This window comes from Desulfobulbus elongatus DSM 2908 (assembly GCF_000621145.1).
Taxonomy (GTDB): domain Bacteria; phylum Desulfobacterota; class Desulfobulbia; order Desulfobulbales; family Desulfobulbaceae; genus Desulfobulbus; species Desulfobulbus elongatus.
Window position 1 is genome coordinate 33,268 of record NZ_JHZB01000018.1, and the last position, 22,509, is coordinate 55,776.

Annotated in this window: 24 protein-coding genes; 15 read left to right on the plus strand and 9 right to left on the minus strand. The window is 62.1% G+C overall.

Annotated features, from left to right (window positions below; genetic code table 11):
• Positions 1-10 precede the first annotated feature (10 nt).
• The 6 genes from Q362_RS0110350 to tsaA form a co-directional block, all read right to left on the minus strand.
• Positions 11-706, minus strand: a complete 696-nt coding sequence (locus Q362_RS0110350; protein ID WP_425389234.1) for a molybdate ABC transporter permease subunit — start codon at positions 704-706, stop codon at positions 11-13.
• The gene (gene modA, locus Q362_RS0110355) at positions 706-1,437 is read right to left on the minus strand and encodes a molybdate ABC transporter substrate-binding protein (protein ID WP_028318633.1); all 732 of its coding nucleotides are present in this window, start codon (positions 1,435-1,437) and stop codon (positions 706-708) included. The genes Q362_RS0110350 and modA overlap by 1 nt, the downstream gene beginning before the upstream one ends.
• A gap of 44 nt (positions 1,438-1,481) precedes the next feature.
• Complete coding sequence (locus Q362_RS20175) at positions 1,482-2,201, minus strand: sulfate/molybdate ABC transporter ATP-binding protein (RefSeq protein ID WP_051554094.1); 720 nt, start codon at positions 2,199-2,201, stop codon at positions 1,482-1,484.
• A complete protein-coding gene (locus Q362_RS0110365) occupies positions 2,198-2,911 on the minus strand; it encodes an alpha/beta fold hydrolase (RefSeq protein WP_028318634.1) in 714 nt (237 codons plus the stop codon). Before Q362_RS0110365 ends, Q362_RS20175 begins: the two co-directional genes overlap by 4 nt.
• Positions 2,912-3,004: 93 nt before the next feature.
• On the minus strand, positions 3,005-3,235 hold the full coding sequence (locus Q362_RS0110370) for a hypothetical protein (RefSeq protein WP_028318635.1): 231 nt from the start codon (positions 3,233-3,235) through the stop codon (positions 3,005-3,007).
• A complete protein-coding gene (tsaA, locus tag Q362_RS0110375; RefSeq protein ID WP_028318636.1) occupies positions 3,232-3,741 on the minus strand; it encodes a tRNA (N6-threonylcarbamoyladenosine(37)-N6)-methyltransferase TrmO in 510 nt (169 codons plus the stop codon). Before tsaA ends, Q362_RS0110370 begins: the two co-directional genes overlap by 4 nt.
• Positions 3,742-4,061: 320 nt before the next feature.
• Between tsaA and Q362_RS0110380 the strand changes: the two genes are divergently transcribed.
• Positions 4,062-4,268: a TOBE domain-containing protein gene (locus tag Q362_RS0110380; RefSeq protein ID WP_028318637.1), complete on the plus strand. Its 207-nt coding sequence runs from the start codon at positions 4,062-4,064 to the stop codon at positions 4,266-4,268.
• 147 nt (positions 4,269-4,415) lie between these two features.
• On the opposite strand, the gene Q362_RS20180 is transcribed toward Q362_RS0110380, so the two are convergent.
• Positions 4,416-4,760: a winged helix-turn-helix domain-containing protein gene (locus tag Q362_RS20180; RefSeq protein ID WP_035216372.1), complete on the minus strand. Its 345-nt coding sequence runs from the start codon at positions 4,758-4,760 to the stop codon at positions 4,416-4,418.
• Between the two features lie 751 nt (positions 4,761-5,511).
• On the opposite strand from Q362_RS20180, the gene Q362_RS0110395 reads away from it, so the two are divergent.
• The 14 genes from Q362_RS0110395 (at position 5,512) to ppk1 (ending at position 20,708) form a co-directional block, all read left to right on the plus strand.
• Positions 5,512-7,596, plus strand: a complete 2,085-nt coding sequence (locus Q362_RS0110395; protein ID WP_028318638.1) for a molybdopterin-dependent oxidoreductase — start codon at positions 5,512-5,514, stop codon at positions 7,594-7,596.
• Positions 7,597-7,612: 16 nt separating this feature from the next.
• Positions 7,613-8,116 carry a 4Fe-4S dicluster domain-containing protein gene (locus Q362_RS0110400; protein ID WP_028318639.1) on the plus strand — a complete coding sequence of 168 codons (504 nt, stop codon included), beginning with the start codon at positions 7,613-7,615 and terminating at the stop codon, positions 8,114-8,116.
• 13 nt (positions 8,117-8,129) lie between these two features.
• Positions 8,130-8,498, plus strand: coding sequence for an NADH-quinone oxidoreductase subunit A (locus Q362_RS0110405; protein ID WP_028318640.1), 369 nt, complete (start codon positions 8,130-8,132; stop codon positions 8,496-8,498).
• 11 nt (positions 8,499-8,509) lie between these two features.
• Positions 8,510-9,007, plus strand: coding sequence for an NADH-quinone oxidoreductase subunit B (locus tag Q362_RS0110410; protein WP_051554111.1), 498 nt, complete (start codon positions 8,510-8,512; stop codon positions 9,005-9,007).
• A complete protein-coding gene (locus tag Q362_RS20185; protein WP_245590204.1) occupies positions 8,998-9,576 on the plus strand; it encodes an NADH-quinone oxidoreductase subunit C in 579 nt (192 codons plus the stop codon). Before Q362_RS0110410 ends, Q362_RS20185 begins: the two co-directional genes overlap by 10 nt.
• On the plus strand, positions 9,573-10,799 hold the full coding sequence (locus Q362_RS0110420; protein WP_084312563.1) for an NADH-quinone oxidoreductase subunit D: 1,227 nt from the start codon (positions 9,573-9,575) through the stop codon (positions 10,797-10,799). Before Q362_RS20185 ends, Q362_RS0110420 begins: the two co-directional genes overlap by 4 nt.
• A 45-nt stretch (positions 10,800-10,844) precedes the next feature.
• Positions 10,845-11,813, plus strand: a complete 969-nt coding sequence (gene nuoH / locus Q362_RS0110425) for an NADH-quinone oxidoreductase subunit NuoH (RefSeq protein ID WP_028318643.1) — start codon at positions 10,845-10,847, stop codon at positions 11,811-11,813.
• 20 nt (positions 11,814-11,833) lie between these two features.
• Positions 11,834-12,472 (plus strand): NADH-quinone oxidoreductase subunit NuoI, encoded by a 639-nt coding sequence (nuoI, locus tag Q362_RS0110430; RefSeq protein WP_028318644.1) that lies wholly within the window; start codon positions 11,834-11,836, stop codon positions 12,470-12,472.
• Positions 12,473-12,483: 11 nt separating this feature from the next.
• Positions 12,484-13,041, plus strand: a complete 558-nt coding sequence (locus Q362_RS0110435) for an NADH-quinone oxidoreductase subunit J family protein (protein WP_028318645.1) — start codon at positions 12,484-12,486, stop codon at positions 13,039-13,041.
• On the plus strand, positions 13,038-13,340 hold the full coding sequence (gene nuoK, locus Q362_RS0110440) for an NADH-quinone oxidoreductase subunit NuoK (RefSeq protein WP_028318646.1): 303 nt from the start codon (positions 13,038-13,040) through the stop codon (positions 13,338-13,340). The genes Q362_RS0110435 and nuoK overlap by 4 nt, the downstream gene beginning before the upstream one ends.
• Positions 13,341-13,344: 4 nt before the next feature.
• Positions 13,345-15,267, plus strand: coding sequence for an NADH-quinone oxidoreductase subunit L (nuoL, locus tag Q362_RS0110445; protein WP_028318647.1), 1,923 nt, complete (start codon positions 13,345-13,347; stop codon positions 15,265-15,267).
• 27 nt (positions 15,268-15,294) lie between these two features.
• Positions 15,295-16,806 carry an NADH-quinone oxidoreductase subunit M gene (locus tag Q362_RS20190; RefSeq protein ID WP_035216380.1) on the plus strand — a complete coding sequence of 504 codons (1,512 nt, stop codon included), beginning with the start codon at positions 15,295-15,297 and terminating at the stop codon, positions 16,804-16,806.
• Between the two features lie 39 nt (positions 16,807-16,845).
• Complete coding sequence (locus Q362_RS0110455) at positions 16,846-18,291, plus strand: NADH-quinone oxidoreductase subunit N (protein ID WP_028318648.1); 1,446 nt, start codon at positions 16,846-16,848, stop codon at positions 18,289-18,291.
• Between the two features lie 203 nt (positions 18,292-18,494).
• Positions 18,495-20,708, plus strand: coding sequence for a polyphosphate kinase 1 (gene ppk1, locus Q362_RS0110460; RefSeq protein ID WP_028318649.1), 2,214 nt, complete (start codon positions 18,495-18,497; stop codon positions 20,706-20,708).
• A gap of 32 nt (positions 20,709-20,740) precedes the next feature.
• Here the strand turns inward: ppk1 and Q362_RS0110465 are convergent, their stop codons facing one another.
• Positions 20,741-21,739 carry a TIGR02285 family protein gene (locus Q362_RS0110465; RefSeq protein ID WP_245590205.1) on the minus strand — a complete coding sequence of 333 codons (999 nt, stop codon included), beginning with the start codon at positions 21,737-21,739 and terminating at the stop codon, positions 20,741-20,743.
• Positions 21,678-22,172, minus strand: coding sequence for a hypothetical protein (locus Q362_RS24260; protein WP_051554098.1), 495 nt, complete (start codon positions 22,170-22,172; stop codon positions 21,678-21,680). The genes Q362_RS0110465 and Q362_RS24260 overlap by 62 nt, the downstream gene beginning before the upstream one ends.
• Positions 22,173-22,509 lie beyond the last annotated feature (337 nt).

Below are 22,509 nucleotides of genomic sequence, written 5' to 3' on the forward strand. Positions count from 1 at the left end.
TGTCGAGGCGCTAGACATCGGCGGCCACCCAACGGGAGACCAGCAGCACGACCAGCGACACCCCGCCGAGCACGGCGACCAGGGTCAGGGCTCTGTCGTATTCGCCCGTGAAGACGGCGTTGTAGATCTCAAGGGAGATGGTATTGGTGCGGCCGTTGATGTTGCCGCCGAGCATCAGGGTGATCCCCACCTCGCCCAGGACCCTGGCAAAGGCCAGGGACAGGCCGATGACGACACTCCTGCGGAGCGAGGGCAGAACGACCCGGAACAGAATCGTCGCCGGCCCCTTGCCCAGGACCTGGGCTTGTTCGATCAGGCTGCCCGTTTCCTTGCGCACCGCCGCCTGCACCTGCTTGGTGATGAGCGGCAGCCCGGCGACGACGGCCGCGATCACCACGCCGCCGAAGCTGAATATCAGCTCGATGTCCCATGCGCTCTTGAGCCAGGAACCGATCGGGCCGCGTCTTCCCAGCAGGAGGAGCAGAAGGAAGCCGGTGGCGATGGGGGGAAAGATGAGCGGCAGGGTCAGCACGAAATCGAGCAGGGAAATCCACGGTCCCCTGTGGCGCCCCAGCACATAGCCCATGCCCACGCCGAACACCGCCAGCAGCGGCAGGGCCAGCGCGACCACGCGCAACGTCAGGACAATGCATTCCACGGTGACCGGGTCGTGCGGGAAGGCGAACAGCTGTCCGCTGGCAAAGATCACAATCCGTGCTGTTTGACCAGGGTGCGCGCCGCGTCCGTGCGGAGAAAGGCGAGAAAGGCGTCGGCAGCCCCGGTGTGCGGGCTGTGCTGCAGCCGCTTGGCCACGATCAGCACCGGCGAATACAGCGTCTCATCCACCGGCAGCACCCGGCCGACCTTCTGCTCGATGGCCATGGCCTCGGTCTGGTTGATAAAACCGACGTCGACCTCGCCGCTGATCACATAGGCGCTGACCTGCGGCACCGTGCCCACCACCAGCAGCTTCGGCTGGAGCCGGTCCCACAGGCCGGTGTTGGCGAGATATTCCCTGGCCGCATGGCCGTAGATCGCCTTTTTCGCATCGGCGATGGCTATCCTGCCCGCTGCCGGGGCGGTCAGCTGGTCCAGACCGGTGATGGCAACGCCTTTGGCGACCACCGCGACCAGCCTGCCCCTGCCCAGGACATGCTCTTCCGAAAAAACAAGATCCGTGGATTCGAGGTGGGTCTTGTCTCCGAGAACGAAGTCGAAATCGCCCCCCTCCTTCACCTGGGGAACAATCTGGCCCATGTTGCCGAACACCTGCTGTACCCGAATGCCGGTTTGCGCCGTGAACGCCGCACAGGCCTGCTCGACCAGTCGTTTGTAGCCGGCCCCTGCGGCGACGTTCAGGGTGTCTTCCGCCTGAAGCGGTGCTGTCCAGCCCGCGAGAAATGCGAGGCAACAGCAGAGGATTTTTAAAAAATGCATACGTTTCTCCCGTGATTGATGAATGGACGGTTTCTTGTGGCGGATCATGCAACGGAGCCATCGCGCCGCGGAGCCGCCAGCCCCTGCATGAGCGCCGCCCGCTGCCGTTCCAGCCAATCCGGCGCCGCCTGCCCCTTGTCCAGGGCAATGACCCGGACCGCACTTGTCAGCGCTTCGGTGAGATCGTGGGTCACCTGGACGATGGCCAATCCCGAGGCCTTCTGCACCGCAGCCAGATATTCCCGGATGAGCTGACGGTTTTCGATATCCAAGGCGGAAAAGGGTTCGTCGAGCAGCAGCAGGCGCGGCTTGCTGGCCAGGCTCTGGCACAGGGCTGCCCGCTGCCGTTCGCCGCCGGATATTTCATGGGGTTTCCTGCGGCGGAGATGCGCGATCCCAACCGAATCGAGATAGGCGGCCGCCCCGCCGGGTTCCTTCAGGGCGAAGCGGACATTCTCTTCCACTGTCATGTGCGGAAACAACCCGTACTCCTGAGCGAGAAACCCGATGCCCCGATGTCGCGGCCCGATGTGCAGGCCGGTTTCGCTCTTGTGCCAATACTCGCCGCCAAAGTGGATAAAACCGCTGTCCGGCCTGTCCAGCCCGGCAAGGCACCGCAGGGTTGTCGTTTTCCCCGACCCGGAGGGGCCGGTCAGGAGCACCGTCTCGCCGGGGGCGCATTCCAGGTGGAGATCGAGCGTGAAGAAGGCGAGTCGCTTGACCAGGTGCGCTGCAAGTCCTTCCCTGCCGTGGCCCCCTGTCACGGGGCCGTATCGCCGGGCTGCGCGATGGTCGCGAGCAGCTCGGTCAGGGCTTCCGGGCAGGCGAGCATGGGGCAGTGGGCCGAATCCAGTTCGTGCACCGGCCAGGACAGCTCCGCGGCCTTTTGGGCTGCCTCCCGGATGAAGGGACTCATGGTTTTGCGACAGGTGATGTAGCTGATCGGCCGGATCGCGGGATCGAAACGGCCCGGAAATCCGGTATGAAAGGCCTGCTGGGGAAAGGGGCGGAGGCGCGATTCGAACCAGGCGGCTTTCGGACCGTCGATGCCGAAAACCTGCACCGGCCACGGCCGGATCAACTCGTTGTCCAATCGGTGCTGCGTGAGCATCTGCTCGAACTGTTTGCCGGCGATATCGACGAAACTGCGGTTCGATTGGGGAATGACGGCATCGACGAAGATGGCCTGACGAATCCGTTGGGGTTGCAGCATCATCAATGCGCCGCAGATCATGCCGGAATAACTGTGACCGACCAGAACGACCTCGTCGAGATCCTCGATATCCAGATAACTCGCCATATCCTTGACATAGGTGGTGAGGTCGAGCTCGGGCCGGAAACCGGAGAACAGGTAGCCGCATCCGGAAAGAGTGGGGGTATGGACCGCATGTCCCCGGTTGTGCAGCAGGGGCCGGATGTTCCGCCACACCCAACCGCCCTGAAAGGCGCCATGAACGAAAAGAAAGGAAGCCATGTGTTCACCTGTGTATGTCGTTGATTGTGCAGACGCGGTATACCCCGCGCCCATGGGATCGCGTCGTCCTGCCGGTGCAATCCGCCGGCGTGGCTACCCCAGTTGCGTCAAAAAAAACAGGATCCCGCCGACCCCCAGCATGATCGGCAGGTACCGGCAAAAGAATTCCCTGTGTGAAAGTCGTGTCTTTTTGCCGCAATCGGCGTCGCGACCGAGTTCGGCATTGAACGTCCCGAGGCGCGAACCCAGAAGGACCTCGATGATATAGGCGGCCAGGATGCACAGCAGCACGACCAGCGCCAAGACGATTCTCCAGTCGCTCATGAGGGGCTCCCCGTTGTTCCCGATCCCGCCGCGAACCGTTCGTCGCTGCGGTGATGCCTGGCATTGGCCGATTTCCCTTCGAACCAGCCGAACCGGTTGGCGTCGCAACGGTCAAAATCGGCGACATAGGGTTTGATGTCGATCACGGGTGTCCGATTGAGGACATCGACGCACTCAAGCAGCACCGAATGGTCGGTCACCCCCTTCAGGCGCATCACCGACAGGCCGATGGGGTTGGGCCGCTTGGGCGAACGCGTGGCAAAGATACCGTGGCGTTCGTTATCGAGGAACGGTTTGACCATGAGTTCGTAGCCCTCGATTTCGTGGAGGTGGTACAGCACGAACACATGGGAGAATCCTTCCAGGTCCTTCAATCCCGGACGATATTCCGGCAGGATTTCGATGGAGCCCTCGATGCCCTGCGCCCCGACAGGCTGAATGGGCATGCCCTTGATTTCAGTAAAGGGCGTTTGAAAATATCCAATGGGATTGTAGGCGATCTGCATGGTTTATTCCTTTACTTCGTGAATATTCTTTGTTGAAAACGGGGCCGTCCATGATGAACGGCAGAAAATCGATATGAACAATCAGAATAACGGTAGGCGAGATACTGCATCACAAGAATGCAACAAGATTAAACCATACAGATTCTCTTGTCGGACATTGATCACTGCCTTGTTTATCCCATGTTCTGTCGGTCGTTATGCAAAAATAAAATAACCTGTTGACTTGACAATCAAATTGGCAGGTGGGATTATTATGGCAAGGAGACAGGAGCAAGTGTCTCGTTTCCCATTTTCTTTTTCATCTTATATGGAGGTTTGTTATGGCCCTGAGCGCACGCAACCAGTTTAAAGGCAAAGTCAAGGACGTAAAAAAAGGCATGGTCATGGCAGAGGTCACGGTCGAAGTCGCGCCGGGTGTGGACATTGTCGCCGCCATCACCACCAGCTCGGTGGACCGGCTTGGACTGGCCGCCGGCAAGGAGACTGCGGTGGTCATCAAGGCGACAAGCGTCATGCTCGATGCCTGAGGTCTGACTCTGCAGGGGGGGCGTCGTGTCCGACGCGTAAACCTCCGCCGTTTGTGCCCTTATCTCTCCTTGCGTTGCCAATATCTGGCAGACCGCATGGGGAGAGGGGGCCGTCTTGCCGTTCCCGCGCCGTATGTTTCAGCCTGCTCAATAATGGCGCGACCGCTCTTCGATGATGGAGAGCCAGACCGGTTCGAACTGGAGCCAATAGGCTTTCATGGTCCGCATGCCTTTCTCGGTCAACTCGACCTTGTCGGAGCGCCGGGGATCCCCCAGAAAATCGACGAGCGGTTGAGAAAAGACCCTGTTCATCTCCCGAATCAGCTCTCTGGCGTGTTTGTGGTCTATCTTTGAAACCTTGGCAGCCTTGGTCAAGGATCCCAAGGCATGAATCTCGTTGAGGAGAACCGCTTTTCGGTACCCCAAGGTTGCTCCTTGTTCCATCTCGATGACCACACAGCATTCCGGCGGGAGCGTACATATTTTTTTCATAACCTCTTCTCCTGTCGTTCGCTATTCAAAATTAGAATAACGAAGGCGAAAAAATCAGGTTGTCTTCCGTGGCCAGCCGGGAATAAAAAGAACAATGCGGCAACGGCACGAGCCCGCTTGTTTCCTGTATTCGACCTCTTTCGGCGTCTGGCTGGGCAAGGAAAAACCGTTATTCTTTTTGAAGCAAACGCCGGGCCAAAACGGATATTTTGAAATTGTCAAAGGATAATCATTAATTGATCAATTGATATCGCTACGTGGAAGGCAAGGTCTACATTTTTGTAGATCAGTCGATGCTATTTTTGAAGGACCGGCAACAAAAAAGGGGCAAAGGGCGGACGGATGCAACGGTGCCACGACGATATGCCGTGACTGTGCCGGCATGGCAACCATCGTGAGGACAGTCGCTTGTTGTCATCATTAAAATTTATATTTTGCTGCTGAAAAATAGATTTCCATTTTAATCGTGAATTTTGTAGATATAACAGTCACTTTTAAATTAATTTTAGCTTGATGTGTATTTTTGATCAATTTTGCTGATAAGCGAAACGTGTGAAGACGACATGATTTTGGCAGAAAGCCAAGGGGCGGCAAGGTGACGATCCCCCTCACGCAAGGAAAGCAACAAGAGGGCCGGAATGAGGGGTGAGCATGGACCGATATGCACGATGTTCTATCAATTGAATTGACAAGGACAGTGACATCCGGGGCACGTCGAGAATTGAGATCGGAGGGATCGAGGAGTTTGACAATGAAAGAGACGAAATACAGTATTTGCGGGATGTGCGCCGTTCGCTGTCCGGTGGCCGTGCAGGTGGAAGACGGCGAGCCTGTGTGGATCGAGGGGAACAGCCATGACGGCGGCATGGGCAAAAGCCTCTGCGCCAAGGGCGGGGCGGCCTTTGCCCAGCGCCGGGACCGGCAACGGCCGACGGCGCCGCTCCTGCGCCGGGGCGAGCGCGGGGCAGGTGAGTGGCGGGAAGTCTCCTGGGACGAGGCCTTCGACTATATCACCAGCCGGTTGAATGCCATCGTCGCCGAACACGGCAGCCGGTCCATCATGCTGTCCGACCGTGGCGGTCCCTTTGCCGACCTGCGCAAGGCCTTCCTCAAGGCCCTGGGGTCACCCAATTACATCAACCACGACTGTACCTGCGGCCGCAACGTCAACCATTCCTCCAAGTCGGTGTACGGTCTGGGGCGAACCGATCTTGCCTATGACTACGAAAACACCCGCCATATCGTTCTTTTTGGTCGCAACATCACCGAGTCGCTGAAGGTCAAGGAGGTGAAGGGCTTCCTCAAGGGGATAAAGAAGGGCGCCAGGGTCACCTATATTGATCCGCGCGCCTCGGTCACCGCCGGCAAGGCCAGCCGCTACTGGCAGGTCAAGCCCGGCACCGATTACGCCCTGCTGCTGGGCATCGCCCACTGCGTCGTGCATAACGGCTATTACGACCACGAATTCGTGGACCGCTACGTCAATGGCTTGGCGGAGTTCAAGAATTTTCTCGTGCCCTACACCCCGGAATGGGCCGCCGGCGAAACCGGCATTGCCGCCGCCGAAATCGAGGCCTTCTGTCGCGAACTGAACGAGGACCGGCCGAAAGTGATCATCCATCCCGGCTGGATGCTGGCCCGCTACCGCGATTCCTTCCATGCCTCGCGGATCATCCACATCCTCAATGCGCTCATGGGCAGTATCGAGCAGCCGGGCGGCCTCTTCTATCCCAAGGGACCCAAAGATGCCGGCAAATCCGGCCTCAAGAGCCTGGCCGACCTGGTGCCGGCGGTGGGCGGGGAACGGGCCGACGGTTGCGGCACGCGCTATCCGCAGTGGGACAAGGGCGCGGGCATGCTCCAGACCGCCTTTGAAGCCATCGACAGCGGCGAGCCCTACCCGGTCAAGGCCTATTTCGTCCATCGTCACAATCCCTTCATCGCCCTGCCCGATACCAGGGCGCAGCAGCGGATTTTCGACAAACTCGACCTGATCGTGGCCGTGGATGTCAACTTCAGCGAAACCGCCTGGTACGCGGACGTGATCCTGCCGGAGAGCACCTTCCTGGAGCGCGACTCCATCCTGCGCACGGAAAAGGGGCTCAAACCCGGATTCGGCCGGCGGCAGCAATGCGTCAAGCCGCTGCACAACACCAAGGCCGGCTGGGAGATCTACCTCGAACTGGCCAAACGGCTGGGCAAGGGCGAATATTTTCCCTTCAACACCATCGAGGATATCTGGCAGTACCAGTTGCAGAATACCGGCCTGACCGTTGCCGATTTCGACGCCAAGGGGTTTGTCAAGCTGAGCGACAAGGCCATCTGGCATGATCGCGACAAACTCAAGTTCGCCACCGAGTCCGGCAAGATCGAACTGGTCAATCCCAAATGGGAGACCATGGGCGTGCCCTCGCTGCCGCCGTATGTCGCTCCCGATGGCCCGCCCGCGGGCTCGTTCCGCCTGCTGTTCGGCCGTACCGGCTACCAGGCGCATGGCCAGCACCAGAACAACCCGATCCTCAACGATCTGCTCGACACCAACCGGCTGTGGATCAATACCGCCGCCGCCGGCAGGCTCGGCATCAAGGACGGCGATATGGTCCGGGTGGCCAACGGCGACATCCAGGGCAGGATCGCGGCCTACGTCACCGACCTCATCCACCCGGAGGCGGTGTTCATGCTGCACGGTTTCGGCACCGACGTCCCGGCCAAGAAACGATCGTTCGGCAAGGGCCTGGCCGATCAGGTATTCATGCAGGGCAAGCTGAAGGAGTGGGACAAGGCCGGCGGCGGCCTCAATCTGGCGGAGAGCTTTGTCACCGTGACCCGGGCCTGAAGAGAGGAGCAAGACCATGAGTATATATATGATCACCCAGAATGTGGCCGACTGCATTGGCTGCCGGGCCTGCGAGGTCCACTGCAAGGAAAAGAACAATCCCGGTCCCGGCGCGTTTTACTGCCGCATGATCGAGGTCACCTCGGCGAAGACTTCGCCGCCGCGCATCGATTTCGTCTATCTGTCCTGCTTCCACTGCGAGAAACCCTGGTGCGTCGACGCCTGTCCGACCGGCGCCATGCGCCGGCGCGAGCAGGACGGCATTGTCTTTGTCGAGGAGAGCGCCTGCGTCGGCTGCAAGGCCTGTATCACCGCCTGCCCCTGGACCGTGCCCCAGTGGAATCCCGAAACCGGCAAGGTGGGCAAGTGCGATCTGTGCAAGGACCGCATCGATGAGGGGCTGGAACCGGCCTGCGTCACCAAGTGCACCACCGGCTGCCTGACCTTCACCACGCCCTTGGCCGCCTCGCAGGCGGCGCGGCAGACCTTCGCCGAACAGCTGCTCCGGAATCGGCGCTGAACGGGGCATGACCATGGACGCGCTGCCCCGGGAATATCTCGGCATCCTTCTGCTGCTCATTTTCGGCATCCTCTTCGGCGTGCTCACCCTTTTCGTGGGCCGGTTTTTCCGCCTCAGCAGGCCGTACCGGGAAAAACTGATCGCCTACGAGTCGGGCAACGAGCCCACCGAGGCGCCGCGGATGCGCTTTTCGGTGAAGTTCTACTTGATCGCCATCCTGTTCGTGGTGTTCGACGTCGAGGCCATCTACCTCTATCCCTGGGCGGTGAGCTACGACCGCCTGGGGCTCTTCGCCCTGGTGGAGATGTTGCTTTTCATCGGCCTGCTCCTGGTCGGCTATGTCTACGCCTGGAAGAAGGAGGTGCTGCAATGGGAGAAATAGCCGATCCGGCCATGGTCAAGCTGGAAGAGGGCGTCCGCTACATTCCCGGCGCGGGCGCCATTCTCGGGCCGCTGAACAAGCTGGTCAATTGGGGCCGGGCCGGTTCGATCTGGCCGGTGACCTTCGGCCTAGCCTGCTGCGCCATCGAGATGATGGACGCCGGCGCCTCGACCAACGATCTCGACCGCTTCGGCATCCTCTTCCGGGCCAGCCCCCGCCAGGCCGACTGCATGGTGGTGGCCGGCACCCTGAGCAAGAAGATGGCGCCGGTGCTGCGGCGGGTCTACGATCAGATGCCCGAGCCCCGCTATGTCCTGGCCATGGGCAGTTGCGCGTGCAGCGGCGGCGTCTTCGACACCTACGCCGTCACTCAGGGGGTCGACCAAATCATCCCGGTGGACGTCTATGTCCCCGGCTGCCCGCCCCGCCCCGAGGCGCTGCTCGAAGGGTTTCTGCAACTTCAGGAAAAGATTCGCAAGGAAGAGTACCGATGGAGCAGATGGCGATAGTCGATGGATTGCGGGCCGCGTTTCCCGACGAAATCCTGCACAGCTACACCAATCAGGGCCAGACCGCGGTGGTCGTCCGGCCGGGCCGGATCGTCGATATGCTCCGCTGGCTGCGGGATACCGACACCATCCGCATGAACCACCTGCGCTCCCTCTGCGGGGTGGACAACGTCCGCCGCAAGGAATCCGGCCTGTCGCGGTTCGAGGTGGTCTACAACCTCTATTCCATTCCGTTGCGCCATGAGATCCGGGTGCGGGCCGAGGTGGGCGACAAGGAACCGGCCATCGATTCGGTGGTCGAACTCTGGGCCGGGGCCAACTGGCTGGAGCGGGAAACCTACGACCTGCTCGGCATCCGCTTCAACAACCATCCCGATCTACGCCGGGTGCTGATGCCGGACGACTGGGTCGGCCATCCCCTGCGCAAGGACTATCCGCTCAGGGGCAGGGAAGAGTGGGCCGGCATGACCGAACTGCTCGCCAAGGTGCAGGAACTCGACCGGTTCGGTTTCGATCCGGAAGGGCATGCCCACAGCCAGGCGATACCGGACGAGGAGGACGAAGAATGACCCGGCCGATCACGAAGAGCATGGACATTCCGGTGGCCGACGGCGAGGGCGAACGCTACTCCCTGCGCATGGGGCCGCAGCATCCGGCCACCCACGGCGTGCTCCGGGTCGATCTCGAACTGGACGGCGAAACCATCGTCGAATGCACGCCCCAGGTGGGCTATCTCCACCGCGGCTTTGAAAAACTGGCGGAAAACAAGACCTACGCCCAGGCCTTGATCCTCACCGACCGGCTCGACTACATCGCCGCCATGGCCAACAACGTCGGCTACTGTGTGGCGGTGGAGCGGCTGCTCGACATCTCCGTGCCCCTGCGCGCCAAATACATCCGCACCATAGTGGCCGAGATGTCGCGGATCTGCTCGCACCTGCTCTGGCTGGCCACCCACGCCCTGGACATCGGCGCCATGACCGTCTTCCTCTACTGCTTCCGCGAACGCGAGATTTTGCTCGATCTGTTCGAGGAGCTGTGCGGGGCGCGGCTGACCTTTTCCTATCCCCGCATCGGCGGCGTCCGCCAGGATGTGACCGCCCGCTTCATCGACGGCCTGCAGCGCTTTCTCGACATCTTCCCCAGCAAAATCGAGGAATACGAGACCCTGATCGACACCAACCGCATCTGGCTCAAGCGCACGGTGGGCATCGGCAAGGTCAGCGGCGAGGAGGCCCTGGCGCTGGGATTGACCGGGGCCTGCCTGCGCGGCTCGGGCGTCGATTACGATGTCCGCAAGCACCAGCCCTACGACGCCTACGCCCTGGTCGATTTCGAGGTGCCCCTGGGCAGCGACGGCGACATCTACGCCCGCTACCGCTGCCGCATGGAGGAACTGCACCAGTCGGCGCGGATCATCCAGCAGTGCATCGATCAACTGCCGCCCGGCCCGATCGCCGGCCCGGACGCCCCGGACCTGGTCATGCCCAACAAGGTGCCGGCCCGCATCGAGGCCGGGACCAATGTCTACGGCACCGGCCTGATCAAGCTGGTCCGCGACCGCAACCTGTATATTTCCGGCGATGTTTACGTGGCCACCGAAGTGCCCAAGGGCGAACTCGGCTTCTATTTCATCTCCGACGGCAACAACCGGCCCTACCGGATGCACATCCGCTCGCCCTCGTTCATCCACATCGGCGCCCTGGCCGCGATTGCCAGGGGCGAGCTGATCGCCGATTTGATCGCCAACATCGGCAGCCTGGACGTGGTGCTGGGCGAGTCCGACCGCTGATTGTATTTTTTTCGAACCGAATGTTCTGATTGACCGAGGAATGGTATGGATATCCTGCTCATGCTCGTGTGGATCGTGATCCTCTTTGTGGTGGTCATGCTCCATGTGGCCTACGCGACCTATTTCGAGCGCAAGATCATCGGGCACATGCAGGTGCGGCTGGGGCCGATGCGGATCGGCTGGCACGGCCTGCTCCAGCCCATCGCCGACGGCATCAAGTCCTTCTTCAAGGAGGACATCATCCCCGAGAACGCCGACCGGCCGACCTTCCTGGCCGCGCCCATCATCTGCCTGGTGGCGATGATGACCTCGCTGGCGGTGCTGCCCTTTGCCAGGGGCTGGGTGCTGGCCGACATCGACATCGGCCTCCTGTTCATCTTCGCCATGAGTTCGCTGGCCAGCTACGGCGTGGTTTTGGCTGGCTGGTCGTCGAACTCGAAGTACAGTTTTCTGGGCGGCATGCGCTCAATGGCCCAGGTCATCAGCTACGAGATCAGCATGGGCCTGAGCCTGGTGGGGGTGATGCTCATGGCCGGCTCGCTCAACCTGAGCGCCATCGTCGAGGCCCAGGGCGACCGCTTCCTCGGCATGTATCTCATGCCGCAGTGCATCGGTTTCTTTGTCTTCTTCATCAGCATGCTGGCCGAGACCAACCGGGTGCCCTTCGACCTGCCCGAAGCGGAAACCGAACTGGTTTCCGGCTACTCCACCGAGTACAGCGGCATGCGCTACGCCATCTTCTTCATGGCCGAATACATCGGCATGATGGTGATGGCCGCCATTGCCACCATCTGCTTCCTCGGCGGCTGGAACGGTCCCTTTGCCGTGCCCTTTTTCCCGCCGCTGTGGTTCGTGCTCAAGATCTACCTGTTCATGTTCGTGTTCATCTGGATCCGGGCCACCCTGCCGCGCTACCGCTACGATCAGTTGATGGGGCTGGGCTGGAAGGTGCTCATCCCGCTGGCGCTGGCGAACATCGTTTTCACCGCCTGCATGAAGGCGATCCTCACATAGGGGGATAAACAAGGAAAACCATGCAGATTCAATACAAACCCCGGCGCAGCTGGCTGGGCACGATCTTTCAGACCGAGATCCTCCAGGGCATGGGTCTGACCCTGAGACGGCTTTTTTCCAGGCCGATCACCCGCCAGTATCCCGACGAGCGGCCGCAGATCCGCCCCGGTTTCCGTGGCCAGCACGCCCTGGTGCGCGACCCGGCCACCGGTGACTGCAAGTGCATCGGCTGCATGCGCTGCGCCATGGTCTGTCCGTCGCGCTGCATCCGCATCCGCTCGCACAAGGACAAGGAGCCGGGCAGCCGCCGGGTGATCGACTGCTATCGGATCGAGGCCCTGCGCTGCGTCTACTGCGGTTACTGCGAGGAGGTCTGCCCGGTGAACGCCATCGTTCTCACCGAGGTGTACGAATACAGCCGCTACGAGCGGCCCTCGCTCTATTTCACCAGGGAACAGCTGCTGGCCAACTGGGACCGATTCGTGGCCCAGATGGATAAGCCGGTCAAGGAATACGTCAATCCGTTCTGGCGGCCGCGCGGCCAGGCCGAGCGCAATCTGACCGGCCCGAAACGGTTGCCGGTGCCGCCCGAATGGAGCGGCGAGCAGCAGGTGGTGGGGCGGAAGTGGCGGCAGCATCTCCCCCCGGAACAATCTTGAGGAAGGCGCCGATGTTTCTCCAGCTCTTTTTCGGTTACTGCGCCCTGATGATCGTCGTCAGCGGCCTTCTGGCCATCAGCCTGCGCAACCCGGTCCATTGCGTGCTCATGGTCCTGGTGCTCTTTTTCCACATGGCCGGCCTGTATCTGACCCTGAACGCCGAGTTTCTGGCCGCGGTGCAGATCATCGTCTACGCCGGCGCCATCCTGGTGCTCTATCTGTTCGTACTCTTCCTGGTCAGCCTGCGTGAAGAACTCCATTTGACCGCCTTCGTGCCCAACGCCTGGCTCGGCCGGATCATCGCCGCCGGCCTGGCCGTGGGCCTGATCGCCACGATCCCCGCCTTCAGCCTGGGCGAGAAGAGTGCCTGGACCGTGGCGGCCATCCGTGAGGCGACCCACACCAAGGCCCTGGGCCAGGAATTGTATACCAGTTATCTGCTGCCCTTCGAAATCGCCGGCCTGATCCTGCTGGTGGCCCTGATCGGCGGCCTGGTGCTGGCGCGGCGGGACGAGAACGGCGCGGACGCCCCTGAGTCCGGGGCCGACGGCAAGGAGGTGCTCCGGTGATTCCCCTGTCCTGGTACCTGGCCCTGGCGGCCATTTTGTTCTGCATCGGGGTCTGTGGCTTTCTCACCCGGCGCAACGTGATCATCATGTTCCTGTCCATCGAACTGATGCTCAACGGCGTCAACCTCAACCTGGTGGCGCTCAGCCATTTCCTCGACAGCGTGCGCGGCCAGGCCTTCACCTTTTTCATCATCACCGTGGCCGCGGCCGAGGCCGCCATCGGACTCGGCATTGCCATCGCCCTCTACCGGAGCCGGCGCAGCGTGCACGTCGACACCATCAACCACCTCAAGGGATAAGAACATGCCGGCCTCCCTGCTTGCCATTCCGCTGTTGCCGCTGGCCTCATTCGTCATCACCCTGCTCGTGGGCAGGCGCTGGGGCGCGCGGGCCCACTGGCTGCCGATCGTCGCGGTGCTGCTTTCCTTCTGCTGCGCCCTGGCCGCCTTTTTCCGGGTGCAGTCGGGCGTGATCATCAACCAGGACATCTACACCTGGATCCAGTCGGGCAACTTGAACGTTTCGGTGGGTTTTCTGGTCGATCAACTGACCGCGGTGATGCTGATCGTGGTCACCAGCGTCAGCTCGCTGGTGCACATCTACTCGGTGGGCTACATGAAGGGCGAGGAGGGCTATTACCGTTTTTTCGCCTACTTGAGCCTCTTCACTTTCTCGATGCTCATGCTGGTGCTGGGCAACAACTTCCTCCAGCTCTTTTTCGGCTGGGAGGCTGTGGGCCTGTCCTCCTACCTGCTGATCGGGTTTTATTACAACAAGCGGTCGGCTGCCGATGCCGGCAAGAAGGCCTTCATCGTCAACCGTTTCGGCGATTTCGGCTTTCTCCTCGGCCTGTTTCTCGTCTTCACCCTGTTCGGCAGCCTCCATTACCATGAGGTGTTCGGCCGGGTGGGCGAACTGGAAGGGCAGACGATCAATCTGTTCGGCAGCCGGGTCAACGCGGCCACCCTGATCGCGCTTTTGCTCTTCTGCGGGGCGATCGGCAAGTCGGCCCAGATCCCGCTCCATGTCTGGCTGCCGGATGCCATGGAGGGACCGACCCCGGTCAGTGCTCTGATCCACGCCGCCACCATGGTCACGGCCGGCGTCTTCCTGATCGCCCGCTGCAACCCGATCTTCGCCCTCTCGCCGGCGACGCTCAACCTGATCACCGTGCTCGGCGCGGTCACCGCCCTGTTCGCCGCCACCATCGCCCTGGTCCAGACCGACATCAAGCGGGTGGTGGCCTATTCCACGGTGAGCCAGTTGGCCTACATGTTCATCGGCTGCGGCGTCGGCGCCTATTCGGCCGGCATCTTTCACCTGTTCACCCACGCCTATTTCAAGGCCCTGCTCTTTCTCGGCTGCGGCTCGGTGATCCTCGGCATGCACCACGAACAGGACGTGCGCTCCATGGGCGGGTTGAAAGAGAAAATGCCCATCACCTACTGGACCTTTCTCCTCGCCTCCCTGTCTATTGCCGGCGTGCCCGGCCTGGCCGGCTTTTTCAGCAAGGACGAAATCCTGCTCATGGCCTTCAACACCGATCTGGCCGCCGGCAAATTCGCCTGGGCCGTCGGCACCCTGGTGGCCTTCATGACCGCCTTCTATTCCTTCCGCCTGCTGTTTCTCATCTTCCACGGCGAATTCCGCGGCACCGAGGAGCAGCGCCACCATCTGCACGAATCGCCGGCGGTGGTCACCGTGCCCCTGATGCTGCTGGCCGTCGGCGCGGTCACGGCAGGTTGGTTCGGCGTGCCCGCGCTGCTGGGCGGCGACAACCACTGGGCCCACTTTCTCGAACCAGTGCTCGGCCATCCCCATGTCCATGTCTCCGCCGCCACCGAGGCCCTGCTCATGGGCAGCTCGATCTTGGCCGGAGTCTGCGGCATCGGCCTAGCCTACTATCTGTACCGCCTGAAGCCACAGCTGCCCAGCCTGGCGGCCGAACGGCTGGCCTTTGTCTACCGCTTGCTGCTGAACAAGTACTATATCGACGAACTGTATGACGCTATCCTGGTCAAGCCGACCCTGGCCTTCAGCCGCAAGGTGGTGCTGCGGATCGTCGATATGGCCTGCATCGAGGGCGTGGTCAACGGGCTGCCCAAGGCCATCGGCGCCTTTGCCGAGCGGCTGCGGCGGCTGCAGGACGGCCAGGTGGCGCATTACCTCGCCTGGATGGGCGGCGGCGCCCTGGCCCTGGTGGCGGTGCTGCTGATCGGCCTCTAACCCCGAACCCTTACGGAACCCTTCGCGATGTCCATGCCCCTGCTCAGCATCCTGATCTTCTTCCCCATCCTTGGCGGGCTGTCCCTGCTGTGCGTCCCCCGGCAGCAGACCGCCACCATCCGGCTGATGGCCTTTTTCGTCAGCCTGGTCGAACTGTTGCTGACCCTGCCGCTGGTCCTGCTGTTCGACAAATCCACCCACGTGATGCAGTTCGTCGAGCAGCATCCTTGGATTCCCGCCCTGCACATCAACTACAGCCTCGGCATCGACGGCATCAGCATCCTTTTTCTGTTGCTCACCGCCCTGATCATCGTCCTGTCGGTGCTGGTGTCCTGGGAGTCGATCGGCGACAAGGTGCCGGAATTCTTCATTGCCATGCTGCTCCTCGAAGGGGCCATGATGGGCGTGTTCTGCGCCACGGATTTTATCCTGTTCTACATCTTCTGGGAGGCCATGCTCATCCCGATGTTCCTGATCATCGGCATCTGGGGCGGCCCCAACCGGATCTACGCCACCGTCAAGTTCTTTCTCTACACCCTGGTGGGCAGCCTGCTGATGCTGGTCGGGATCATTCTTCTCTATCAGCACGGCGGCCGCACCTTCGACATCCTCAAGCTGGCCGGGCAGGCCTATCCGCTCAAGCTGCAACTGATTCTCTTCTGGGCCTTTTTCGCCGCCTTCGCGGTCAAGGTGCCGATGTGGCCGGTGCACACCTGGCTGCCCGGCGCCCACACCGAGGCCCCGGCCGCCGGTTCGGTCATCCTGGCCGGCGTGCTGATCAAGATGGGCGCCTACGGGTTCCTGCGCTTCTCCCTGCCCATCCTGCCGGACGCCACCCAGCAGATGATGCTGCCCATGCTGGCCCTGTCGGTGATCGCCATCGTCTACGGCGCCGTTATCTGTCTGGCCCAGACCGATTTGAAACGGTTGATCGCCTACAGCTCGGTCAGCCACATGGGTTTCGTCACCCTGGGCCTGTTCGCCCTGAACCAGCGCGGCCTGGAAGGGTCCATCCTGCAGATGATCAATCACGGCCTGGTCACCGGCGCCCTGTTCCTCGCCGTGGGCATGATCTACGAGCGCACCCACACCCGTGAAATCGCGGCCTACGGCGGCCTGGCCTCGACCATGCCGGTCTTTGCCGGCTTCTTCCTGCTCTTCACCTTGGCGGCGGTGGGCCTGCCCGGCACCAACGGCTTCATCGGCGAATTTCTCATTCTGCTCGGCGGCTTCGAGAGCCAGCCCTGGGCCGCGGTGATCGCCGCCTCCGGCCTGATCCTCGGGGCCTGGTACATGCTCTGGCTGTACCAGCGCATCTTTTTCAACGAGGTACGGGACGGCATGCGGGGGCTGATCCAGCTCAACCTGCGGGAGATCCTCACCCTGGCGCCCATGGCGGTGCTGATCCTGTGGATCGGCCTCTATCCCAACGCCCTGCTCAGCTTCCTGCATGTCTCGGTGGGGCATCTGCTCGATCAGGTCCATGGCGTGGGTCTGGCCGGACCGGTGTTGCCGCCCCTCACTTCATATCTCCCGTAACCGGCGACGATCTCACGTGCATCTGAACGAGGACCAACCATGATACACACTGCGGCTGTCAGCTGGACCGCCCTGGAACCCATCCTGCCCGAACTGCTGCTCATCGGCATCGGCGTGCTGCTGATCGGCTGCGACCTGTTTCTGCCCCGCCAGCGGCAGCTGCTGCCCTGGCTGACCGTGCTCGGCTGCCTGACCGCCCTGGCCATGATCCTGGCGGCACAGCCCGTCACGGCCTTCGGCGGCATGTTCCTGGCCGACGGTTATGCCAAGGTCTTCAAGGTCATCTGCCTGGGCGCGGTCATTTTGACCACCTTGATGGCCGGACAGTTCCGGCGGCTCATCGGTCCGCGCCAGGGCGAATACGACAGCCTGCTCCTCTTTTCCCTGGTGGGCATGTTGCTCATGGCCTCGGCCGGCGACCTGATGGTGCTCTACCTGGGCCTGGAACTGATGGCCCTGCCGGTCTACGCCCTGGTGGGCCTGCACAAGCGGGAGCAGCGGACCAGCGAGGCGGCGATCAAGTACTTCCTCATGGGTGCCTTTGCCTCAGCCCTGCTGTTGTTCGGCATGTCGCTCCTCTACGGACTCACCGGCACCACCGACATCGGTCGGATCGCCGAGTTGATCGCCTCTCGGAACCTGGCCGCCAACCCGGCCCTGCTGGCCGCGCTCGGCCTGCTTCTGGCCGGCCTGTGCTTCAAGGTGGCGGTGGCGCCCTTTCATCTCTGGACCCCGGATGTGTACGAAGGGGCGCCGACCCTGGTGACCGCCTTCATGTCGGTTGGTCCCAAGGCGGCCGGCTTCGCCATCTTCGGCCGGATGCTGCTGGAGGGCCTGCCGCAGTTGCAGGGCCACTGGGGTCCGATCCTGGCGGTGCTGGCCCTGCTGACCATGGCCGTGGGCAACATCACCGCCCTCTGCCAGCACAGCCTCAAGCGGATGCTGGCCTATTCCTCCATCGCCCATGCCGGCTACGCCGTGCTCGGCCTTCTGCCCGGCACCGCCGAAGGCATGGCCGCCACCATGACCTATCTGGTGGTCTATCTGTTCATGAACCTCGGCGCCTTCGCCGTGCTCATGCTGCTGGCCGCGCCGGGGCAGTCCCGCGAGTCGATCGACGACTGCAAGGGGCTCGCGACCCGCCACCCGGTGGTTGCCGCCCTGATGCTGGTCTTTCTCTTCTCCCTCACCGGTATTCCCCCCACCGGCGGCTTCATAGGCAAGTTCTACCTGCTCAAGGCCGCCTTCACCGCCGGCTACACCCTCACCGTGGTCGGCGCGGTCCTGTTCAGCGCCATCTCGGCTTATTTCTACCTGCGGGTGGTCCGCCTGATGTACATGAGCGAGGCCGAGGCCCCCGTCAGTCTGACCTTCTCGCCGGGCATGACCGCCGCCTTAGGCCTGTGCCTGGCGGGCGCCCTCGGCCTGGGGCTGTTCCCCGGTTCCCTGCTCGGCTGGATCGTCGCCGCCCTGACCGGGAGCTGACTCTTTCCGGGACCGCCTCTCGTCTTCCCTGGCGGCACCAGCCACGCCGTGCCCCTCTGTAGGGCGCCGGTGCGGATCTGCTCCCGGCAGATTACCCGCGCCCCGGTCACGGCGGGCGGAAAAATTGCTACCCTCCTGTCCCTGGACTGCGGTATGATTGATTTTTACAGAAATACCGCAAAGCTCTCGATGGGGAGGAGGCAATGGCTGGTTTAGAGATGAAAGGGGAAGCGGGGGCCAGGTCGCCCGAATCGAAAAACGGCGCGGCCGGAAAAAAGGAGAAGGTGTTCGATCTCTCTTCGCCGGAATGGTACCTCAACCGCGAGCTGACCTGGCTCGAATTCAACCGGCGGGTGTTTCACGAAAGCACGGACGAGCGCAATCCGCTGCTTGAGCGCGTCTTTTTTCTGTCGATCATCGGCTCCAACCTCGACGAGTTCTTCATGAAGCGGATCGGAGGCCTCAAGCAGCAGGTCGGCGCCGGTCTGAAGCTGCTGTCCATCGACGGGCGGACGCCGCAGCAGCAGATCGACGAGAGCTACGCCATCATCCGCGATCTCCTGGACAGGCAGGAGGCCATGGAACGCGAACTGCTCGCCCGCCTGGCCGCCCAGGAGATCCGCATCCTCAAGTACGGCGAACTCGACGAGCAGCAGCGCCAGCAGATGGCCGGCTACTTCCGCGACTCCATTTACCCTCTGCTCACCCCGCAGGGCATGGACCCGGCCCATCCCTTTCCCTTCATCTCCAACCTGTCGCTGAACCTCCTGGTCGCCACCCGGCACAGCAACGACGACCATGTCTACCTCAACCGGATCAAGATACCCACCACCGGCACCGGCATCCCGCGCTTCATCCGGGTCGATCCGGCCAGGCATGTGTATGTTCTGTTCGAGGACGTGATCGCCAACAACCTGGAAATCATCTTTCCCGGCATGGTGATCGAGAGCTGCGAACTGTTCCGGGTGACCCGCAACGCCATCACCGAGCAGTGGCCGGACCAGGCCATCGATCTGCTGTCCATGATCGAAACCGCGCTCCAGGATCGCAAGTTCGCCGAGGTGGTCCGGCTCGAGGTCGATCCGGCCATGACCCGGCAGCACCGGGGCATGCTGGCCTCGCAGTTGGGCATCAATTCCCGCCACGACGTGTTCACCGTTGATGGCATCATGGCCAAGCGCGACCTGATGGAGATCGTGGCCATCGACAAGCCCGAACTCCATTATCCGCCCCACCAGCCCCTCGACCACTACAGGCTCGCCGGCGATTTTCCGAACATCTTCCACCTGATCCGGGAAGAGGGGCCGTTCTTGCTCCAGCACCCCTACGAGTCGTTCAGCTCCTCGGTGGAGCGGTTTTTGAGGGAGGCCAGCACCGACCCCAAGGTGCTGGTGATCAAGATGACCCTGTACCGGACCTCGGCCAACTCGCAGATCATCCAGTATCTGCTCGACGCGGCCCGCAACGGCAAGCAGGTGGCGGTGGTGGTCGAGCTGATGGCCCGTTTCGACGAGTCGGCCAATATCCACTGGGCCACCTACCTGGAAGAGGCCGGCGTCCACGTCACCTATGGCGTGGTCGGCCTCAAGACCCATTCCAAGGTCATTTTCGTGGTCCGCCGCGACTACAACGGCCTCAAACGCTACGCCCACATCGGCACCGGCAACTACCACGCCGGCACGGCGCGGGCCTACAGCGACCTCGGTCTGCTCACCTGCGCCCCCGACGTCTGCAACGACCTCACCGAGTTCTTCAATTTCCTCACCCTTGGCTATGCGCCGGCACGGAATTACAAGAAACTGCTGCCTTCACCCCGGATTCTGAAAAAGACGCTTTTGGAAAACATCAAACGGGAGATCGAGCATCAGGGCAAGGGCAACCAGGGACTGATCCAGTTGAAGAGCAACGCCCTCACCGACATGGACGTGATCGCGGCGCTGTACCAGGCCTCGCAGGCCGGGGTCAGGGTGGACCTGATCATCCGCGACAGTTGTCTGTTGCGGCCCGGCATTGCCGGCCTGTCGGACAACATCCGGGTGGTGTCCATTGTCGGCCGTTTTCTCGAGCATTCGCGCATCTACTATTTCCGCAACAATGGCCAGGAAGAATATTACATCGGCTCGGCCGACCTGATGAAACGCAATCTGGATCGACGGGTGGAGGTGATGGCGCCGGTGGAAGCGCCGACCTTGCAGGCGCAGTTGCGGGAAATCCTCAATCTACAGTTGGGCGACCGGCGCGGGGCCTGGGAGATGCAGCCCGATGGCGGCTACGTGCAGCGGCGGCCCGAGGCCAGGGAGGAAAAGCGCTCGGCCCAGGAGTTGCTGATCGAGAAAAGCGAGAAGCGGCTGGCCGAGGCCCGACGGCTGTACAAAAAGCAGTTTTCGAAAAAGATCGCCAAGCGCAAGAGCAAGTAGGAATTCCCTTCTTACGGCTGTTCCGGCCAAGATTACCGGGCCGGAACCGAAGGGGGCAGGGCGGTGAGAAAAACCTCGCGGTAGACGGCACGGTACCGCTCCAGAGTGGCGCCATCAAGCCAGCGTTCGTAGGCGGCCCGGTAGCGCGCCGTCGGCCGTTGTTGGACCAGGATGGCGTTGATCCTGTCGATGACCGCCTCGCCCCAGGCGTTTTTCGAGCAGCCCACGGTGCAGAGCCAGCCCGCGTAACTGTGCCGGTTCTCCTCGAGGGGCAGGGTCATGAGCTGATCCCGCAGGCCCATTCTTTCCGCATGATACATGGCCTCGTCCGGCAGGCCGATCAGGCCGTCGACCCGGTTGCGCATGAGCATCCTGAAATAGTTGCCGGCAAGTTCCTGACCGCCGTAATACAGCAATTGCTCCCCGCCCCGGTGCCGTTTGAGCACGGCATCGATTTCCGCGCCATAGGAGCGGTCCTTGCTCAGGCCGATGACGACCTGCCGGGTGAGGAGATCATCGAGCCTGACGCTCGCCGTTGCCCCGAAATCGGCGTGCCTGTCCTTCCTGATGATGAGCACCGCGGGCATGGTCAACAGGCTGGGAATGGAAAAATACATGAAGGCTTCCCGTTCCGGCGTCCGGTACAACCCCACGCTGCACACCTTTTCCCCATCCCTGAATTTCTGAAAATGGCGGACCACGTTGGTGACCATGGTGTAGTGGTCGTACTCGGGCAGGTTCTCCCGGAGGATGGCGGTGACCACGTCGCCGTACCCCTGCCCCTTTGCCGACCCTTCCTGGATGAGGTAGGGCGGCATGCTCACCTCCATCCAGGTGATGGCATCCCTGGCGAACAGGGGGTGGGGGCACAGCACGAGCGCCAGCAGCCACAGCGCCGGGAGGGCGAGCCGCACCCGCGATGGCGGCGGGGTCTGTCCCGCGCGGGTGAATGGCGCACCGCGCCGCCGGTTATCTGCGACCCCGATGGTCGTCCCGGTGGTCACGGCGATGGTCGCTCTTGGGGCGTTCATCACGGATGTAGACCTTTTTCGGCGGTCTGTGCTCATACTTGCGGTATTCGTAGTAGGTCGGTCTGCGGGGCGGAGGAGGAGGCACCACGACGCGATGGTGTTCCCGGTAGCGGGGGGCATACACATCGCGGTACCAGGCGTCGTCGACAAAGTAGACCGGCCGGCCGCAGGCGTTGTACGCATTGCAGTGTTTGTACCAGTGCTTGACGTGGGCGGGCGGCACCCGCAGATAGATCGGCGGGTACCAGGTCGTGACGCGCCGGACGATTATCGGTTCGGCGTAGACCAGCCGCGGTTGCGGAAAGTTGCCGATGTCGATCCGGCCGTAAAATCCGGGTTCGCCGACGCTGATCGAGACGCCGGCGGCGGCTTCGCCCAGCAGCATGGTCAACAGGATCGTGATGACGCCGGTTGCGGTGGCAAGGTATTTCATCGTTTCCTCATGAAGTGCAAAGATTGGTTGGGAGCGGCACACGATCGAACGGCAGGATGGTCCCGGACCATGGAGGGCGGGTCCATCGGCGGTTCGAGTGCCTTGACGATACTGCAAAATTCCAGCCAGTCCTTTTCGGATTCGCGTGTCGAGGCGCCATGACCGCCGCCTCGCGTACGCGGATGATGTTCATGCCGCGTACTATAGAGCATCTCCCCCCGTCCGCATAGAAAAAAGGGGGGTGGCCGTCGGCCGTCGGGGAGCACACCCCTGCCGGAAGAATCCGGCCTGATGGCCGTGCCGCGCCTTCCTGCTTGGCCGCGCGGCCGCTCTGTGG

What these genes read in the sequence shown, in the direction of transcription:
- modA (WP_028318633.1), bottom strand. Translation starts at nt 1,437, where the DNA reads ATGCATTTTTTAAAAATCCTCTGCTGTTGCCTCGCATTTCTCGCGGGC.
- Q362_RS0110365 (WP_028318634.1), bottom strand. Translation starts at nt 2,911, where the DNA reads ATGGCTTCCTTTCTTTTCGTTCATGGCGCCTTTCAGGGCGGTTGGGTG.
- Q362_RS0110370 (WP_028318635.1), bottom strand. Translation starts at nt 3,235, where the DNA reads ATGAGCGACTGGAGAATCGTCTTGGCGCTGGTCGTGCTGCTGTGCATC.
- tsaA (WP_028318636.1), bottom strand. Translation starts at nt 3,741, where the DNA reads ATGCAGATCGCCTACAATCCCATTGGATATTTTCAAACGCCCTTTACT.
- Q362_RS0110380 (WP_028318637.1), top strand. Translation starts at nt 4,062, where the DNA reads ATGGCCCTGAGCGCACGCAACCAGTTTAAAGGCAAAGTCAAGGACGTA.
- Q362_RS20180 (WP_035216372.1), bottom strand. Translation starts at nt 4,760, where the DNA reads ATGAAAAAAATATGTACGCTCCCGCCGGAATGCTGTGTGGTCATCGAG.
- Q362_RS0110395 (WP_028318638.1), top strand. Translation starts at nt 5,512, where the DNA reads ATGAAAGAGACGAAATACAGTATTTGCGGGATGTGCGCCGTTCGCTGT.
- Q362_RS0110400 (WP_028318639.1), top strand. Translation starts at nt 7,613, where the DNA reads ATGAGTATATATATGATCACCCAGAATGTGGCCGACTGCATTGGCTGC.
- Q362_RS0110405 (WP_028318640.1), top strand. Translation starts at nt 8,130, where the DNA reads ATGGACGCGCTGCCCCGGGAATATCTCGGCATCCTTCTGCTGCTCATT.
- Q362_RS0110410 (WP_051554111.1), top strand. Translation starts at nt 8,510, where the DNA reads ATGGTCAAGCTGGAAGAGGGCGTCCGCTACATTCCCGGCGCGGGCGCC.
- Q362_RS20185 (WP_245590204.1), top strand. Translation starts at nt 8,998, where the DNA reads ATGGCGATAGTCGATGGATTGCGGGCCGCGTTTCCCGACGAAATCCTG.
- Q362_RS0110420 (WP_084312563.1), top strand. Translation starts at nt 9,573, where the DNA reads ATGACCCGGCCGATCACGAAGAGCATGGACATTCCGGTGGCCGACGGC.
- nuoH (WP_028318643.1), top strand. Translation starts at nt 10,845, where the DNA reads ATGGATATCCTGCTCATGCTCGTGTGGATCGTGATCCTCTTTGTGGTG.
- nuoI (WP_028318644.1), top strand. Translation starts at nt 11,834, where the DNA reads ATGCAGATTCAATACAAACCCCGGCGCAGCTGGCTGGGCACGATCTTT.
- Q362_RS0110435 (WP_028318645.1), top strand. Translation starts at nt 12,484, where the DNA reads ATGTTTCTCCAGCTCTTTTTCGGTTACTGCGCCCTGATGATCGTCGTC.
- nuoL (WP_028318647.1), top strand. Translation starts at nt 13,345, where the DNA reads ATGCCGGCCTCCCTGCTTGCCATTCCGCTGTTGCCGCTGGCCTCATTC.
- Q362_RS20190 (WP_035216380.1), top strand. Translation starts at nt 15,295, where the DNA reads ATGTCCATGCCCCTGCTCAGCATCCTGATCTTCTTCCCCATCCTTGGC.
- Q362_RS0110455 (WP_028318648.1), top strand. Translation starts at nt 16,846, where the DNA reads ATGATACACACTGCGGCTGTCAGCTGGACCGCCCTGGAACCCATCCTG.
- ppk1 (WP_028318649.1), top strand. Translation starts at nt 18,495, where the DNA reads ATGGCTGGTTTAGAGATGAAAGGGGAAGCGGGGGCCAGGTCGCCCGAA.
- Q362_RS0110465 (WP_245590205.1), bottom strand. Translation starts at nt 21,739, where the DNA reads ATGAACGCCCCAAGAGCGACCATCGCCGTGACCACCGGGACGACCATC.
- Q362_RS24260 (WP_051554098.1), bottom strand. Translation starts at nt 22,172, where the DNA reads ATGAAATACCTTGCCACCGCAACCGGCGTCATCACGATCCTGTTGACC.